This window comes from Nocardia sp. NPDC056564 (assembly GCF_042793755.1).
Classification (GTDB): domain Bacteria; phylum Actinomycetota; class Actinomycetes; order Mycobacteriales; family Mycobacteriaceae; genus Nocardia.
On record NZ_JBHTUR010000002.1, the window covers coordinates 631343 to 645152 of the forward strand.

The 13810-nt window shown below is 67.3% G+C and carries 14 protein-coding genes; 7 read left to right on the forward strand and 7 right to left on the reverse strand.

Going from position 1 to position 13810, the window contains the following annotated elements:
• The first annotated feature begins 12 nt into the window (after positions 1–12).
• Genes ACFQ9K_RS07055 through ACFQ9K_RS07065 form a run of 3 tightly spaced genes read left to right on the forward strand, consistent with a single transcriptional unit; the run spans position 13 to position 1568 of the window.
• Positions 13–234: a hypothetical protein gene (locus tag ACFQ9K_RS07055; RefSeq protein ID WP_135232271.1), complete on the forward strand. Its 222-nt coding sequence runs from the start codon at positions 13–15 to the stop codon at positions 232–234.
• Complete coding sequence (locus ACFQ9K_RS07060) at positions 215–733, forward strand: DUF6879 family protein (RefSeq protein WP_378725849.1); 519 nt, start codon at positions 215–217, stop codon at positions 731–733. The genes ACFQ9K_RS07055 and ACFQ9K_RS07060 overlap by 20 nt, the downstream gene beginning before the upstream one ends.
• Entirely contained in the window at positions 714–1568 is an 855-nt protein-coding gene (locus ACFQ9K_RS07065) for a helix-turn-helix domain-containing protein (RefSeq protein ID WP_378725847.1), read from the forward strand. The genes ACFQ9K_RS07060 and ACFQ9K_RS07065 overlap by 20 nt, the downstream gene beginning before the upstream one ends.
• Positions 1569–1579: 11 nt before the next feature.
• On the opposite strand, the gene ACFQ9K_RS07070 is transcribed toward ACFQ9K_RS07065, so the two are convergent.
• The 6 genes from ACFQ9K_RS07070 to ACFQ9K_RS07095 form a co-directional block, all read right to left on the reverse strand.
• Positions 1580–3688, reverse strand: coding sequence for a M20/M25/M40 family metallo-hydrolase (locus ACFQ9K_RS07070; RefSeq protein WP_378982891.1), 2109 nt, complete (start codon positions 3686–3688; stop codon positions 1580–1582).
• A gap of 363 nt (positions 3689–4051) precedes the next feature.
• On the reverse strand, positions 4052–4363 hold the full coding sequence (locus ACFQ9K_RS07075) for a hypothetical protein (protein ID WP_378719094.1): 312 nt from the start codon (positions 4361–4363) through the stop codon (positions 4052–4054).
• Positions 4364–4985: 622 nt separating this feature from the next.
• Positions 4986–5885, reverse strand: coding sequence for an amino acid ABC transporter permease (locus ACFQ9K_RS07080; protein WP_378719096.1), 900 nt, complete (start codon positions 5883–5885; stop codon positions 4986–4988).
• Positions 5882–6562, reverse strand: coding sequence for an amino acid ABC transporter permease (locus ACFQ9K_RS07085; RefSeq protein ID WP_364721091.1), 681 nt, complete (start codon positions 6560–6562; stop codon positions 5882–5884). Before ACFQ9K_RS07085 ends, ACFQ9K_RS07080 begins: the two co-directional genes overlap by 4 nt.
• Positions 6563–6656: 94 nt before the next feature.
• Positions 6657–7493, reverse strand: coding sequence for a glutamate ABC transporter substrate-binding protein (locus ACFQ9K_RS07090; protein WP_378719098.1), 837 nt, complete (start codon positions 7491–7493; stop codon positions 6657–6659).
• Positions 7494–7590: 97 nt separating this feature from the next.
• Positions 7591–8319, reverse strand: a complete 729-nt coding sequence (locus ACFQ9K_RS07095) for an amino acid ABC transporter ATP-binding protein (RefSeq protein ID WP_378719161.1) — start codon at positions 8317–8319, stop codon at positions 7591–7593.
• Between the two features lie 370 nt (positions 8320–8689).
• On the opposite strand from ACFQ9K_RS07095, the gene miaB reads away from it, so the two are divergent.
• The 3 genes from miaB (at position 8690) to ACFQ9K_RS07110 (ending at position 11111) form a co-directional block, all read left to right on the forward strand.
• The gene (gene miaB, locus ACFQ9K_RS07100) at positions 8690–10249 is read left to right on the forward strand and encodes a tRNA (N6-isopentenyl adenosine(37)-C2)-methylthiotransferase MiaB (protein WP_378719100.1); all 1560 of its coding nucleotides are present in this window, start codon (positions 8690–8692) and stop codon (positions 10247–10249) included.
• The gene (locus ACFQ9K_RS07105; protein WP_378719103.1) at positions 10246–10368 is read left to right on the forward strand and encodes a hypothetical protein; all 123 of its coding nucleotides are present in this window, start codon (positions 10246–10248) and stop codon (positions 10366–10368) included. Before miaB ends, ACFQ9K_RS07105 begins: the two co-directional genes overlap by 4 nt.
• Before the next feature lie 110 nt (positions 10369–10478).
• Entirely contained in the window at positions 10479–11111 is a 633-nt protein-coding gene (locus tag ACFQ9K_RS07110) for a hypothetical protein (protein WP_378719163.1), read from the forward strand.
• A gap of 214 nt (positions 11112–11325) precedes the next feature.
• Here ACFQ9K_RS07110 and ACFQ9K_RS07115 read toward each other — a convergent pair whose 3' ends face one another.
• On the reverse strand, positions 11326–12687 hold the full coding sequence (locus tag ACFQ9K_RS07115; RefSeq protein WP_378719104.1) for a DUF349 domain-containing protein: 1362 nt from the start codon (positions 12685–12687) through the stop codon (positions 11326–11328).
• 253 nt (positions 12688–12940) lie between these two features.
• On the opposite strand from ACFQ9K_RS07115, the gene ACFQ9K_RS07120 reads away from it, so the two are divergent.
• A complete protein-coding gene (locus ACFQ9K_RS07120) occupies positions 12941–13690 on the forward strand; it encodes a hypothetical protein (protein ID WP_378719106.1) in 750 nt (249 codons plus the stop codon).
• Positions 13691–13810 lie beyond the last annotated feature (120 nt).

Genomic DNA, 13810 nt, shown 5'->3' on the forward strand with positions numbered 1-13810 from the left:
AAGGGGTCAACGATGCGTCTGACTTTTATCGGCGAAGATCCGGGCTCGAACCCCAACGGTTCGCCCACGGTGTACCGCACCGACCGGGATTCGTGGATCGTCCAGGGATGGGTAGTCACCGACCCCGAGGCTCTTGCCCACATGAACATTCCGCAAGGCGAAACGTGCGTGGAGATCCCGGACCGAATGATTCAGTTCTTCAGGAAGGGAGACCGTGGCATCGATAGCCTATGAAGAGTTCGAGCGATTACTGGGCGAGTTCGCGGTGGAGTCAGTGCATCTGGAGACTCGGGACACCTACAGCACGGCGGCCGAGCTGCCGCATATCGCGCAGTGGACGGCCGGTGAACCCGACGACCTGGCCTGGCTGCAAGGCTGGTGCACGACGGTCCGCGCCCACGTCGCGGCGGGCCGCTCGGTGCGCCGGGCCAGGGTCGTGTCCGAGCCGCTGAGCGACTATCAGCGCTGGTCGCACAGCATCGCCGCACCGATGGTCGAGGCCGGCGAGGATATTCGCTGGGTGCCTCGGCGCCGGACATCCTCGGTCGCCATGCCCGGCAACGACTTCTACCTGCTCGACAACCGGCTCGTGATCTTCCTCCACTACGCGGGCGGCGGCGTGGCCACCGATCAGGTCACCTCCCTCGATCCGCACGATATTCAGCTGTGCCGCAACGCCTTCGAGGCCGTGTGGCGGCTGTCCATCCCACACCGTGACTACCGGCCCAGCTAGTTCCGCGCAGGAGGCTCGACGGGCCCTCGGCAACCGGCTGCGGGATATCCGCAAAGCCGCGGGTATCACCATCCGTCAGCTCGGCGCGGAGACCGGTCAGCATTTCACTCGGGTGTCCAAGATCGAGAACGGCGTGCAGTTCCCGACCGATCGAGACATCAGCGCCTGGTGCCGGGTCTGTGCCGCCGTCGATCAGGAACTCGATCTGATGGCGACCTTGCGCGCGGTCGACTCGGCCTATCTCGAATACCGGCGGCAGAGCCGGGCCGGCATGAAGCGAGTGCTCGGCGCGCACACCCCCGAGCGGTACCAGGCGACGAAGGTGTTCCGCATCTACGAGCACAACGTCATCCCCGGCCTGTTCCAGACGGCGGAGTACACGGCGGCCATGCTGTCGTTCTGGATCCGTTTCCTCGAAACGCCCAACGATCTCGAGGAAGCCGTCGCGGTCCGCATGGATCGGCAGCGGGTGTTGCACCGCGGTGGCAAGCGGTTCGTCGCCGTGCTCGAGGAGCAGGCGCTGCGCACCTGGTTCGGCACGGCGGAAGTGCAAGCGGGACAACTGGGCCGGCTGCTGGAGCTGATGTCGATGCCGAACATCTCGCTCGGCATCATTCCGCTCATGACCGAACGCGAGGCGGTCGGTTCCACCGGATTCTGGATCTTCGACGACGCGATGGTCGCGCTCGAGACGCCGACCGCGGGTATCCAGGTCACCCAGCCGGCCGAGTGCGCGTTGTATGCCCGCATGTTCGAGGTGCTCAAGGGAGCGGCCGTGTATGGCCGGGAGGCCCGGGGTTTGATCTTGCAGGTGCTGAGCGAGCTGGACGAATAGGGTCGCGAAGCTCACAGCCCCGGGATGGAGACGAAGACCGCGCCCGCACTGTCCTGTCGGAAATAGATGTCGCCCGGGGGATTTCGATACGCCGGGATGCCGGAGTCGGGGAGCCAGGTGTAGTCGACCAGTTGTAGCGACAGGGGACCGGCCGGCGCGACCAGTTCGACGTCGACGCCGTCGGGTGCGGGGGCGTAGAACTGGAAGCCCGTTTTCGGCACCGGGGTCAGGTCGCGCCCGGCCACCCGAAGGGCGGTCGGTGCCGTCTCGTAGCGCAGGGCGATGCTCGTGGCGGCGCGCGTGGTACGGAGGCGCAGATGGACGGTTCGTTGTCCGGATTCAGTTGTGTCGGAGAGGATTTCGGCGGTCGGTGGCGAGAGTTCGGCGGCCGGTGCGGGGCCGCTGGCGACGGTGGTCGGCCAGAGCTGAGCGAACGGCCCGCTCGGTGCGCTCTCGCCGACGAAGTTGCGGGTCCACCGATCGGGGGAGTCCCGCGACAGCCAGCGGGCCTCGTTGCGGTCGGCGTCGAGTGCGTACACGAGCTGCGAGGTCAGCGGATGCTGGTCATCGAAACGATCGACCGCCAGACCTGTGGCGGCCAATGCGACGGCCACGGCGAACGCGGTCGACGGAATCGCCCAGCCGCGCCGATCCGGCCATGCCTGGGCCAGAGGCAGCAGGAGCAGCCCGCCGAGCAGCACCACGGCGGGCGCGACCAGGAACGGGGCGGTGGTGATGCCGGTCTGCAACGCGGGCCAGGTTGCGCTGCCGAGGAATACCGCCGCCGGTACCAGGAAGATGGTCAGCACGGGCAGCCGCCATCGTTCGGGTACCACGAAGGTGGCAGCCACCCCGACCGTCGCACCCAAGGTGGGCACGACCAGCACATGCGCGGTGGCGGGCGCGACGATCGCGAGGATTCCGCCCAATACCGCCAGGCAGCACAGCAGCCCGGCCATGGCGGCCGTGGTGCCGAACAGTCGTCGCGCGATCGCGTACCAAGCCAGGAGAACCGCGGCGGACAACACGAGGATCGACACGTAATAGAACTCGGGCCGATAGGGATCGACGAACAGCGGCCGGTATTCCGGCCGGATCATCTTCACCACTTCCCACAGCCCGTACACCGCGCCCGTCGCCAGCGGGGCGGCGACCAAAGCCGTTGCGGCGGAACCGAATATCTTCCGCAGACTGGCCTCGCCGGCCCGCCGGAGCCGCCAGCTGAGCCCCGCGACGGCAATGCCGGTGGCCGCCGCGAGCGCCATGATCACCCAGAACGGCAGCACCACCAGGAGCCCGAACGGCAGCTGGAAGAACGACCGATCGGCGTCGTCCTCGACCCGGAGATCCTTGCCGCCGAACTCCTTGACCAGCGCGAGACTGTTGTCACCCATCTGCTGCATCGTCGCCAGGTCGACGTGCGCCGGATCGTCGAAGATGTTGTGGTAGTACGCGCTACGACCGGCATAGGCCCAGTCGAGCACCCGCAGCCCGCCCGGCTCGAACGAGGCGAAGTCGGTATTGCTCCCGGTCTGCGCGCCCGCCAACGTCGTGGTCAACGAGTCCGTGTTCGGATACGGCGCGACCTTGCGGACGGCGTCGACCAGCGAGCTGTCGGGATGGGTGGTCCGCCACAGCAGCACCGGCCCGCCCGCCCCGCGTGCCTCGTGGTTGACGACCACACCGTTGGCCCGGCCGTCCTTGCCCGACGCGACGAACGCCTCCGCCCCGAGCAGCCCTGTCTCCTCCGCATCGGTCAGCAGCACCACCACGTCATTGCGCAACGCGGTGCCGCCCGCCCGCAGCGCCCGCACCGCTTCCAGCACGGCCGCCACCCCGACCCCGTCGTCGTTCGCGCCGGGCCCCGAAGCGACGGAATCATAGTGCGCCGTCAGGAAAACCGTCCCGGTCGAATCCGTCCCCGGTATCCGGGCGACGATGTTCGCCACCCGCGCCATCCCCACCACATCCCGCCGCAGCGACCCCGGATACCGCCCGACCCCCTGTTGGATCTCGGTATCCACCCCGAGCTCGCGCAACGCACCGACCAGATGATCCCGAACTCGATCGTGCTCCGCCGTCCCCACCGGATGCGGCCGCTGCGCAATCTCCCGCACCACCCGAAACGCCCGCTCCGCACTGAAAACGTCCCCCGCCGCCGCTTCCCCCCGATACCCCCGCGGCTGCTGCTCCCAAGCCGTCCCCACAACTACAGCAAGCAGCACAACAAACGCCAGAACCCCGGAAACCCTTCGCCCGACCCACACCCCAGCGATGCTAGCCGCCCCCTCCGACACCCACCCGCCCCCAATCCTCACGCCATCCCCCGAAGACAGGGCACCACGAGGTCACGCCGCTTCGACCAAAGCATCGGCGCAGTCTCCAGCAACGCACACGGCGGTGCACTGGAGCGCATTACCGCTTCCAGCACACCGCCGAGTCGTCTATCCGAATCCGAACCGGTGACCTCTTGCCAGTCGTGCTCAGTAGTCCCTGGTCTCTACTCCGGGATGCGTCTCGATAGTGAATTCGGGGCAGGTCACCATGGACGCCCCATTTTGTACCCAGATCGGCGCGGTGCGTGGAACTTCCTGTGTGCCATCGATGCTGATGCATATCGCGGTGGCTCGATAGCTCCCGCCGTTCGAGTTTCCGCACGTGACGATCGCGCCTCGTCCGATCAATTTCGTAACGCAATCTGTCGGCGTTCCTGCGGCGGCAGACGGTGAGCCGAGAATCTGTGCGACCGAAGTGGCGGCGAAGATGCCGATGGCGGCGAGATATTTGATGCGCATGTGCTGTTTCCCCCTAATTCTTCGTATCGAGGCCGCTGGAGGACACGTACTGTGCTCCCCGGCAGAATGCCCGCGATACCGTGGTTGCTTCTTCCCATTCCCCGTATTGGAACGACCGTTCCCCCGTGCCGGGATCTTCGCAAACCGCTACCGCTCGGTGCCACCCTGAGCCAGAACTGCACACCGTGTTCACTGATATCTTTCTGGAATCGATTGTGTCGGTGCAGTTTTCGGGCCTCGCGGAAGCGACCCCGGTGCCGACCAGCGCAACCAATGCCCCCATGCAGGCAACTGTCAAAGTGCCTGCCATCACCCTTGTTGTCGAGGATGGTTGTTTGCGAACTGAACTGGCATACCGCATAGCTCTACCTTTGATGGATGATCGTGCTGGCAACGAACCTGACTCGGACAGCCCCCGCCTGCCCGCGCCCCCTCTGAGTTGTTCTTCAGAAGGTTTGACGCATCAGCGTTGCGATCGGTTCCATCGGACTTCTCAGACTCATCGGAATGCCGAAGCGCGCACTCCGACCTGCGGCGGAACGCGGCATTCAACGCGAACGGCGGTGCGCTGGAGCGGATTACCGCGTCCAAGGCACCGCCGCATCGCGTCGGGGTCGGGCTGTTACTTCTTGGTGAGGTCCATGCCGGGTGCGGCGTCGGTGAGTACCGATTCCGTCCCGACCACGGCGCCGCCGCCCTTGCCCTTCTTACGTGTGCGCAAGCGCCGTTCCAGGCGGGTGGCCGCCTGGGTCAGGGCGCTGTTGAGCACGACCATGACGATAGCGATCACCATGAGGCTGGGGATCGTGTTCTGTTCGGCCGAGCCGAGCTGCTGGCTGGAGCGAACGATCTCGACGTAGGTGATCTGGTAACCCAGTGCCGAATCCTTCAGGGCGACAACCATTTGGGAGATCAGCGCGGGGAGCATGGCGGTGATCGCCTGCGGGAGCAGGATCAGCCGCATCAGCTGGTTCTTGCGCATGCCCAAGGCCACCGCGGCCTCGGTCTGTCCCTTCGGCAGCGAGCGAATGCCCGCTCGCACGATCTCCGCGACGACCGAGCCGTTGTAGATGGTCAGCGCGATCACCACGGCGGCCAGCGCCAGATCGTCCGATTTGAACACCTGGTACTTCGCGAACGTGAAGTACAGGAAGATCATCAGGATCAGCACCGGAATGGCGCGTGCCACCTCGACGATCGTGCCTGCGACCGCCCGCACCACGCGATGTTCGGACAACCGCAGAATGCCGAAGATCATGCCGATCACCAGCGCGAACACGATCGACAACAGTGCGGCGACGACGGTGCCCTTCAGGCCGGGCAGCAGGTACGTCTCCCAGACCTGGAGGTCGAGGAACGGTTTCCACTTCTCGGCGGTGAACTGTCCCTTGTCGGCGAAGCCGCTGTAGAGCACCCACAGAAACGATGCCACGGCGACGATAACGACGACCGAGTAGACATGGTGCCGAAGGCGTCCGCGGGGGCCTGGTGCGTCGAACAGCACCGAAGGCGCAGCAGTCATCGTGCGACCTCGAATCGTTTGGCGAGCCAGCCGAAGAGCAGGCCGGTCGGCAGGGTCAGGATGACGAAGCCGAGGGCAAAAATGGCGCCGACGGAGATGACGTCTGCGGCGTTCTCGTTGATGTCGGCCATCAAGAACGCGGCCTCGACCACGCCGATGGCGGAGGCGATCGTCGTGTTCTTGGTCAGCGCGATGAGCACGCTGCCGAGCGGGGCGATGACTGCCCGGAAGGCCTGCGGCAGCACGATGAGCCGCAGATTCTGGCTGAAGGTCAGGCCGAGCGAGCGACCCGCCTCCGACTGGCCCATTGCCACGGTGTTGATGCCGGAGCGCAGGGATTCACAGACGAACGCCGCGGTGTAGATGCTGAGTCCGACGATGGCGTAGCGGAAGTTGTTCTGCGCGACCGAATCCGGTCCCTCGCCGGCGAGCTTCCAGCCCATCGTGGTGTAGAGGCCCAGCGACATGAAGACGATGATCAGCGTGAGCGGGGTGTTGCGGAAAATGGTGACGTAGGCGGTGCCTACCGCGCGGGCGATCGGTACGGGGGACACACGCAGCGCGGCGACTAAAGTGCCCAGGATCAGCGCGCCGACCGCCGAAAGGACGGTCAGTTTGATGGTCACCCAGAAGGCGTCGAGGATTTGATCGTCATACCTCGAGATCAGGTCGAACACGGCGTCCGTGTCCCTCCCATCGGGTCTCGATTTTCAGGGGAGTGCGGCGGGCGGCCCGGCCCGGTGACGTCGGGCCACCCGTGCGGGGTAGAACTCAGTACCGGTCGACCTTCGGCGGCTCGGGCGCCTGGTATCCGGATCCGCCGACGCTCGCGTCGAAGGCCTTCTTCCAGGAACCGTCGGCGAACATCGCCTCGATCGCGTCGTTGATCTTGTCGCGGAGTTCCTTGTCGCCCTTCTTCAGGCCGATGCCGTAGTTCTCCTTGGTGAACGGCTTGCCGACGACCTTGAACGCGCCGGTACTCTGCGCCGCGTAGCCGGCCAGGATGATGTCATCGGTGGTCACGGCGTCCCACGAACCCGCGCGCAGGCCTTCCAGGCACAGCGAGTAGGTGTCGTTGGCCTGCAGCTGGGTGTCCTTGAAGTTCTTCTCGATGTTCTGTGCGGGCGTGGAGCCCTTCACCGAGCAGACCTTCTTGCCCTTCAGCGACTCCGGGCTGCCGATGTCGGTGTTGTCGGCACGCACCAGGAACGACTGTCCGGCAACGTAGTACGGGCCGGCGAAGTCGACCTTCTGCTTGCGGGCGTCGTTGATCGAGTAGCTGGCCACGACGTAGTCGACCTGGCCGTTCTCGATCAGCGTCTCGCGCTGGGCGGACGGCGATTCCTTGAACGTGATGCCTTCCGGCTTCACCCCGAGCTTGCCCGCCACGTACTTGGCGACCTCGACGTCGAAGCCGCTGTAGGACCCGTCCTTGTTGCGCAGCCCGAGGCCGGGCTGGTCGAACTTGATGCCGATGGTGAGCTTGCCGTCCTTGGCGTGATCCAGGGCCGACTTGCTGTCACCGCCGCCACACGCGGTGGCGGTCGCGGCGACGACGGTCAGCGCGATCGCGCCGATTCCGAGTCGCAGAGCACGGTTGATCCTCATCGAGTTTCCTTCTCCCTCTCCTGGGTTTGCTGGCCGTGGTCTTGGCACAAGGCCGGCCAAGGGTTCGGCACGGGCGCAGCGGGTCGATCTCTATGTTTCAGTGGCTCAGAATCTTGCCGAGGAAGTCCTTGGCACGATCGGACTTCGGCGCGGTGAAGAAGACCTCTGGTTCGGTGTCCTCCACCACCTGGCCGTCGGCCATGAACAGGACGCGGTTGCCCGCGCGACGGGCGAAGCCCATCTCGTGGGTGACGACCAGCATGGTCATCCCGTCCTTGGCCAGCGAGACCATCACGTCGAGCACTTCCTGGACCATTTCCGGGTCCAGCGCCGAGGTCGGCTCGTCGAACAGCATCACCTTGGGGTTCATCGCCAGTGCGCGGGCGATGGCGACGCGCTGCTGCTGGCCACCGGAGAGCTGGGCCGGGTACTTGTCGGCCTGGTTGGCGATGCCGACCCGGTTCAGCAGTTCCATGGCGTGGGTGTGCGCCGCGTCCTTCTTGATCTTGCGGACCTTCATCGGCGCGAGCATGACGTTCTCCACGATCGTCTTGTGCGCGAAGAGGTTGAACGATTGGAAAACCATGCCGACGTCGGCGCGCAGCGCGGCGAGTCCGCGGCCTTCGGCGGGCAGGGGGACACCGTCGATGGCGATGTCACCGGAGTCGATGGGTTCGAGGCGGTTGATAGTGCGGCACAGCGTCGATTTCCCGGAACCGGAGGGCCCGAGAACAATGACTACCTGTCCTTTGGGGACTTCCAGGTCGATATCGCGCAGGACGTGAAGTTCACCGAAGTGCTTTTGCACGTTGCGCATCGAGATCATCGGCGCGCTGGCGGCGCTGGCGTCCCCGGTTGAAGCGTTCCCGGTTGTATCGGGCGCGGCGGCGTCGTCGGTCATGGTCCAAGACTGTAAAGGCAAAATGCGGATTTGCCCGAGTTTCGGCGACACACCGTTTTGCCGCGCCGAGCAGACACGTCCCGTTAACGCTCTCGTCCGGTTCGTCCGAATCGCGCCCGTCGAACGCCTGGGCGGGCGCTGCGCCGACGCAGCGTGCCTGATCAGCGTAGGTGTGTGCGAGGACGCCCGCTGCCACAAGTGAGCGGGCCGACGCCAAACGTGCCGCCGTTTGGCGGCGCGTTCCCGAGGCCTATGCCCCTAAAATTGGGGTTGCCGCTGCCCGTACTCTGGACGCGTGGATTCGATCGGACAGGCGGTGTTGAACCCCGACCAGCTCCCCGCAGACGGCGCTCGCAGCTATGAGGTACGCACCTTCGGCTGCCAGATGAACGTGCACGACTCCGAACGCTTGTCCGGACTCCTGGAGGACGCGGGCTACGTGAAGGCCGCGCCGGGGGCGACGGCCGACCTGGTCGTGCTCAACACCTGCGCGGTGCGGGAGAACGCGGACAACAAGCTCTACGGCACGCTCGGCCATCTGGCGTCGATCAAGGCCGACCAGCCCGGCATGCAGATCGCCGTCGGCGGCTGCCTGGCGCAGAAGGACCGCGGCACGGTGGTGCGCAAGGCGCCGTGGGTGGACGTGGTGTTCGGCACGCACAACATCGGCTCGCTGCCGGTCCTGCTGGAACGCGCGCGGCACAATGCCGAGGCGCAGGTGGAGATCCTGGAGTCGCTGGAGGCGTTCCCGTCGAGCCTGCCGGCCAAGCGCGAGTCCGCGTACTCGGGCTGGGTGTCGATCTCGGTGGGGTGCAACAACACCTGCACCTTCTGCATCGTTCCGTCGCTGCGTGGCAAGGAGGTGGACCGTCGTCCCGGTGACGTGCTCGCCGAGGTGCAGGCCCTGGTCGACCAGGGCGTGCTGGAGGTGACGCTGCTCGGGCAGAACGTGAACGCCTACGGCGCCTCGTTCGCCGACCCGGCGGAGACGCGCGATCGCGGCGCGTTCGCCAAGCTGTTGCGTGCGTGCGGCGACATCGACGGCCTGGAGCGCGTGCGCTTCACCTCCCCGCACCCGGCCGAGTTCACCGACGACGTGATCGAGGCGATGGCCGAGACGCCGAACATCTGCCCGCAGCTGCACATGCCGTTGCAGTCCGGCTCGGACAAGGTGCTCAAGTCGATGCGCCGCTCCTACCGCAAGGCGCGCTTCCTGGGCATCATCGAGAAGGTGCGGGCGGTCATGCCGCACGCGGCGATCACCACCGACATCATCGTCGGGTTCCCGGGGGAGACCGAGGAGGACTTCCAGGAGACCCTGGACGTGGTCCGGCAGGCGCGGTTCACCAGCGCGTTCACCTTCCAGTACTCCAAGCGGCCCGGGACGCCGGCCGCGGACATGCCCGATCAGCTGCCGAAAGCCGTTGTGCAGGAACGTTATATGCGGCTCATCGCGTTGCAGGAGGAAGTCTCGCTGGCGGCGAACCTGGCGCTCATCGGCACCGAGGTCGAACTGCTGGTCGCCGACGGCGCGGGCAAGAAGAACGCCGCCACCGCGCGGATGAGCGGTCGCGCCAGGGACGGCAGGCTGGTGCATTTCCGGCCGGGCGGCACGCCGGAGCCGATCCGTCCCGGCGACATCGTCACCGTCGACATCACCGAGGCCGCGCCGCATCACCTGATCGCCGACTCGCCGATCAAGTCGCATCGGCGCACCGCCGCCGGCGACGCGCACGAACGCGGCGTCACCCCGAAGACCGAGCCGATCGGCGTCGGCCTCGGACTGCCCCGCATCGGCGCGCCCGCGCCGGAACCGGTCGCGGCCGCCGGCTGTTCGACCGGTTGCGGCGCATGAGTGCGCGAAGCTCGGACACCGTCGGCGTACTCGGTCATGAAGGCGGTTCGAGCGCCGGGCCGATCGAGCGCGGCGCCGGTGCGCGCAAGCCGGAACCGAGGATCGAGGGGGCGGCGTGAACGACAAGCCCGGCGAAGACGGCTTCGTGGCCGGTGGCGCGGAACCCGAGCGCAAACCTACTACCGGCGGTAGTGGGTCGGCCGCGGCACCGGAACCCGGTGATGGCACAGTGGACGCGGGCACAGCAGCGAACCACGAACCAGCCGAACGAAACGAGGGTTCAGTGAACTCGGTCGAGAGCAGCAACTTCGAACAGTTCCGCGATGATCTCGATGCGGTGGAACGGCGCATCGCCGGCGAGATCGATCCCGGCGTGCGCGCCATGGTGGTGGCCGGTGCGGTGTTCGTCCTGTTGCTCTCGCTGGTGCTGCCGCATGCCGGCGGCGCGCGCGGGTTCGACGTGCTGCTCGGCACCGAGGCCGCGCGGATGGAGCACATCGGGCTGCCGTCGCGGATCTTCGTCTGGTTCCTGGTCGTCTTCGGGGTCGGCTTCTCGACGCTCGCGCTGATGACCCGGCGCTGGTTCCTGGCCTGGATCGCGGTCGCGGGCACGGCGATCACCAGCGTGTTCGGCGTCTTCTCGATCTGGCACCGGCAGACGCCCGGCATCAACAACTACCACGGCGCCGGCCCGGCCATCGGGCTCATCCTGGGCACCATCGCGGCGATCGTGTTGACGTTCCACTGGATCCGCGTGGTCTGGAGTCGCACCGCGTTGCAACTGGCGGCGGAAGAGCAGCGCCGCAACGCGTCGGCCGCCGCCGAGGAGCGCGACCGCCGTCGCCTCACCGGCGAAAAGTGAAGTAGCGGTTCAACTTCCGCGGGTGCATCACGCCGTTCGCGAGCGGGCGCACGACTCCTGGACGCCACCTGTTCGTGGGATTCGCCGGATCGACATGCGCGGCACGGATCACCCGCACACCATCTGACGAGACGCATACCGAATCGCATGCAATTCGGTATGCGACGCGTCAGGACGTGTGCGGCTTCGGCGATCGGTGCCGCCGTGCGGGTCGCTAGCGGTTGGTGACCGCGCCCTCCGCGGCCTCGGCCCACTCCCGCCACTGCTTGGCCTGTTCCAGCGCCTTCTCCGCGTCGCGCGCCTTGCCCGCCGCCTGGGCCTTGGCCGCCTGCTCCTCGAATTGCGCTACCCGCTCACGGAATTGGGCGGCCCGCGCCATCGCCTCCGGATCGGTCCGCCGCCACTGCGCGTCGACCGCGTCGCGGACCCGCTTCTCGATGGCGCGCAGCTTGCCTTCCAGCTCCTGCATGCGTTCGCGCGGGACCTTGCCGATGGCGTCCCACTTGTCCTGCAGCTCACGCAGCGACGCGCGAGCGGCCTCCAGGCCGTTGGCCGGGTCGATGTGCTCGTAGGCCGCCAGCAGCTCTTCCTTGGCGGCGGCGTTCGTGTCGAACTCGGCGTCGCGTTCGGTGACGGCGGCGTTGCGGGCGGCGAAGAACACGTCCTGAGCGCTCTTGAACCGCCGCCACAGCGCCTCGTCGGCCTCGCGCGGCGCCCGGCCCGCGGCCTTCCATTCGGCCAGCAGGTCGCGGAAGATGCCCGCGGTGCCGACCCAGTCGGTCGAGCCGGACAGCTCCTCGGCGCGCACGCACAGCTCTTCCTTGCGCGTCTTCGCCGACGCGCGTTCCCGGTCGAGTTCGGCGAAGTGCGCACCGCGCCTGCGGTTGAACGCCTCGCGTGCCTTCGAGTAGCGCTTCCACAGCGCGTCGTCGACCTTGCGGTCCACGCCGCGGATCGACTTCCACTCGTCGAGGATCTCGCGCAGCCGATCGCCCGCGGCCTTCCACTGGGTGGACTCGGCGGCGATCTTCTCCGCCTCGGCACACAGCATTTCCTTGCGTTCGGTGTGCTCGTGGCGCGCCTTGTCCTTCTCCTCCTTGGCCTGTGCGGCAGCCTCTTCGGAGTGTTCGGCGATCGCGGCCAGGCGCTTGGCCAGGCCATCGATGTCGCCGATGACGGCGGCGGTGGGCAGCGATTCGGCGAGGGCGACGGCGGCGGCCTTGGTCTTGCGCGCGTCCGCGCCTGCCGCGAGGCGGGCTTCCAGCAGCGCGACCTCGGTGGCCAGGTCGTCGAACCGGCGGCCGAAGTGGGCCAGCCCCTCGGCGGCGTCACCGGCCTGCCAGGAGCCGACCTGACGTTCGCCGTCGGCGGTCTGCACCCAGGCGGTGCCGTCGTCGTCGACCCGGCCCCAGGCGCTGGGATCGGAGGTGGTGGGCACGACGGGATGCGGATGCTGGGTCTGGCCCGGCGTCGCGTGCGGCTTGGGAGGCTGGACCGAGCCGCCGGGTTTCGGGGCACCGGAAGAGCGCGGCATCGCGCCGGGGCTGGCTTTCGCGGTTCCGTTGCTGTCGGTCATTGCTCCTCGTCCCTGCCGCGCGTCACGGCTGCCTGGTTACGCCCTAGCTCATCCCATTGAACCCGGTCCGAGCGCTTGTGACCATCGACCCAGGCCTTCACGTGCAGGAATCTCGGGGATTGCAACCCCTGATGACCTGGGTTGTAGCTCATCGAACAGTATCAATCTCGACCAGCTTTGCGGCAGAGACACTCGAACCCGGGCGGTACCCGCGGTGCGTAGGGGCGGCGTGCGGAACGGTTACGGTTGTCCCGTGTTCTCGATTGCCGCCCTGGTCCCGTCGCCGCCGATCCTGGTGCCCGAGCTCTGCGGCGGTGCGACGGGCGCGATTCCCGGCCGATCCGACGATCCGCGGGCGGTGCTGCGGGCGGCCGTGCTGGCCGCCGCGGAAAGGCTTGCGGGAGTGACAGACCGCTGGACAGTGCTCGGCACGGGAGCCGCCGACCAGGTGTTCGGCCCCGAGGCCGTCGGGACGTTCCGCGGCTTCGGCGCGGATGTGCGGGTCGCGCTGTCGCCGGACGCGTCGGGGGAGCCGGATCCCCAGCATCCGCTGCCGGTGTTGATCGCTGGATGGTTGCGGGGGCAGGTGGCGCCGGGCGTGCGTGCCGAGGTTCGCGTTGTGGCCGAGGACACTCCGGTGGCTTGCTGCTTCGAACTCGGCGCGAAACTACGCGCGGAATTAGACAATTCAGACGAGCGGAACGGTGTGCTCGTGATCGCCGATGGTGCGGCGACGTTGTCCCTGAAGGCTCCCGGGTATCTCGACGAGCGGGCTCCCGCGGTGCAGGCCGAGGTGGACCGTGCGCTGGCCGCGGGAGACCGGGCCGGACTACGTGCCCTGGATCTCGAGTTGTGCGCGGAATTGGCGCTGTCCGGCCGGGCCGCGTATCAGGTCCTCGCCGGCTTGTTCGACACCGATCCGGTGGTCGAGACGCTCTACCAGGACGCTCCGTTCGGCGTCGGTTACGACGTGAGTCTGTGGCGACCGGCGGAGTCCGCATGAGTGCAGGCGCCAGGGCATCGGACCGGGGGCGCGCACCGGCCTGGTTCGCCTCGAAGCTGGTTGTCGCGAGCTCCCGGCGACCCGATCACGCGCGTGCGGCACGCGATCTCGCCGCGCACC

What these genes read in the sequence shown, in the direction of transcription:
- ACFQ9K_RS07105 (WP_378719103.1), top strand. Translation starts at nt 10,246, where the DNA reads ATGAGTGCGCGAAGCTCGGACACCGTCGGCGTACTCGGTCATGAAGGC.
- ACFQ9K_RS07075 (WP_378719094.1), bottom strand. Translation starts at nt 4,363, where the DNA reads ATGCGCATCAAATATCTCGCCGCCATCGGCATCTTCGCCGCCACTTCG.
- ACFQ9K_RS07115 (WP_378719104.1), bottom strand. Translation starts at nt 12,687, where the DNA reads ATGACCGACAGCAACGGAACCGCGAAAGCCAGCCCCGGCGCGATGCCG.
- ACFQ9K_RS07080 (WP_378719096.1), bottom strand. Translation starts at nt 5,885, where the DNA reads ATGACTGCTGCGCCTTCGGTGCTGTTCGACGCACCAGGCCCCCGCGGA.
- ACFQ9K_RS07090 (WP_378719098.1), bottom strand. Translation starts at nt 7,493, where the DNA reads ATGAGGATCAACCGTGCTCTGCGACTCGGAATCGGCGCGATCGCGCTG.
- ACFQ9K_RS07095 (WP_378719161.1), bottom strand. Translation starts at nt 8,319, where the DNA reads ATGATCTCGATGCGCAACGTGCAAAAGCACTTCGGTGAACTTCACGTC.
- ACFQ9K_RS07055 (WP_135232271.1), top strand. Translation starts at nt 13, where the DNA reads ATGCGTCTGACTTTTATCGGCGAAGATCCGGGCTCGAACCCCAACGGT.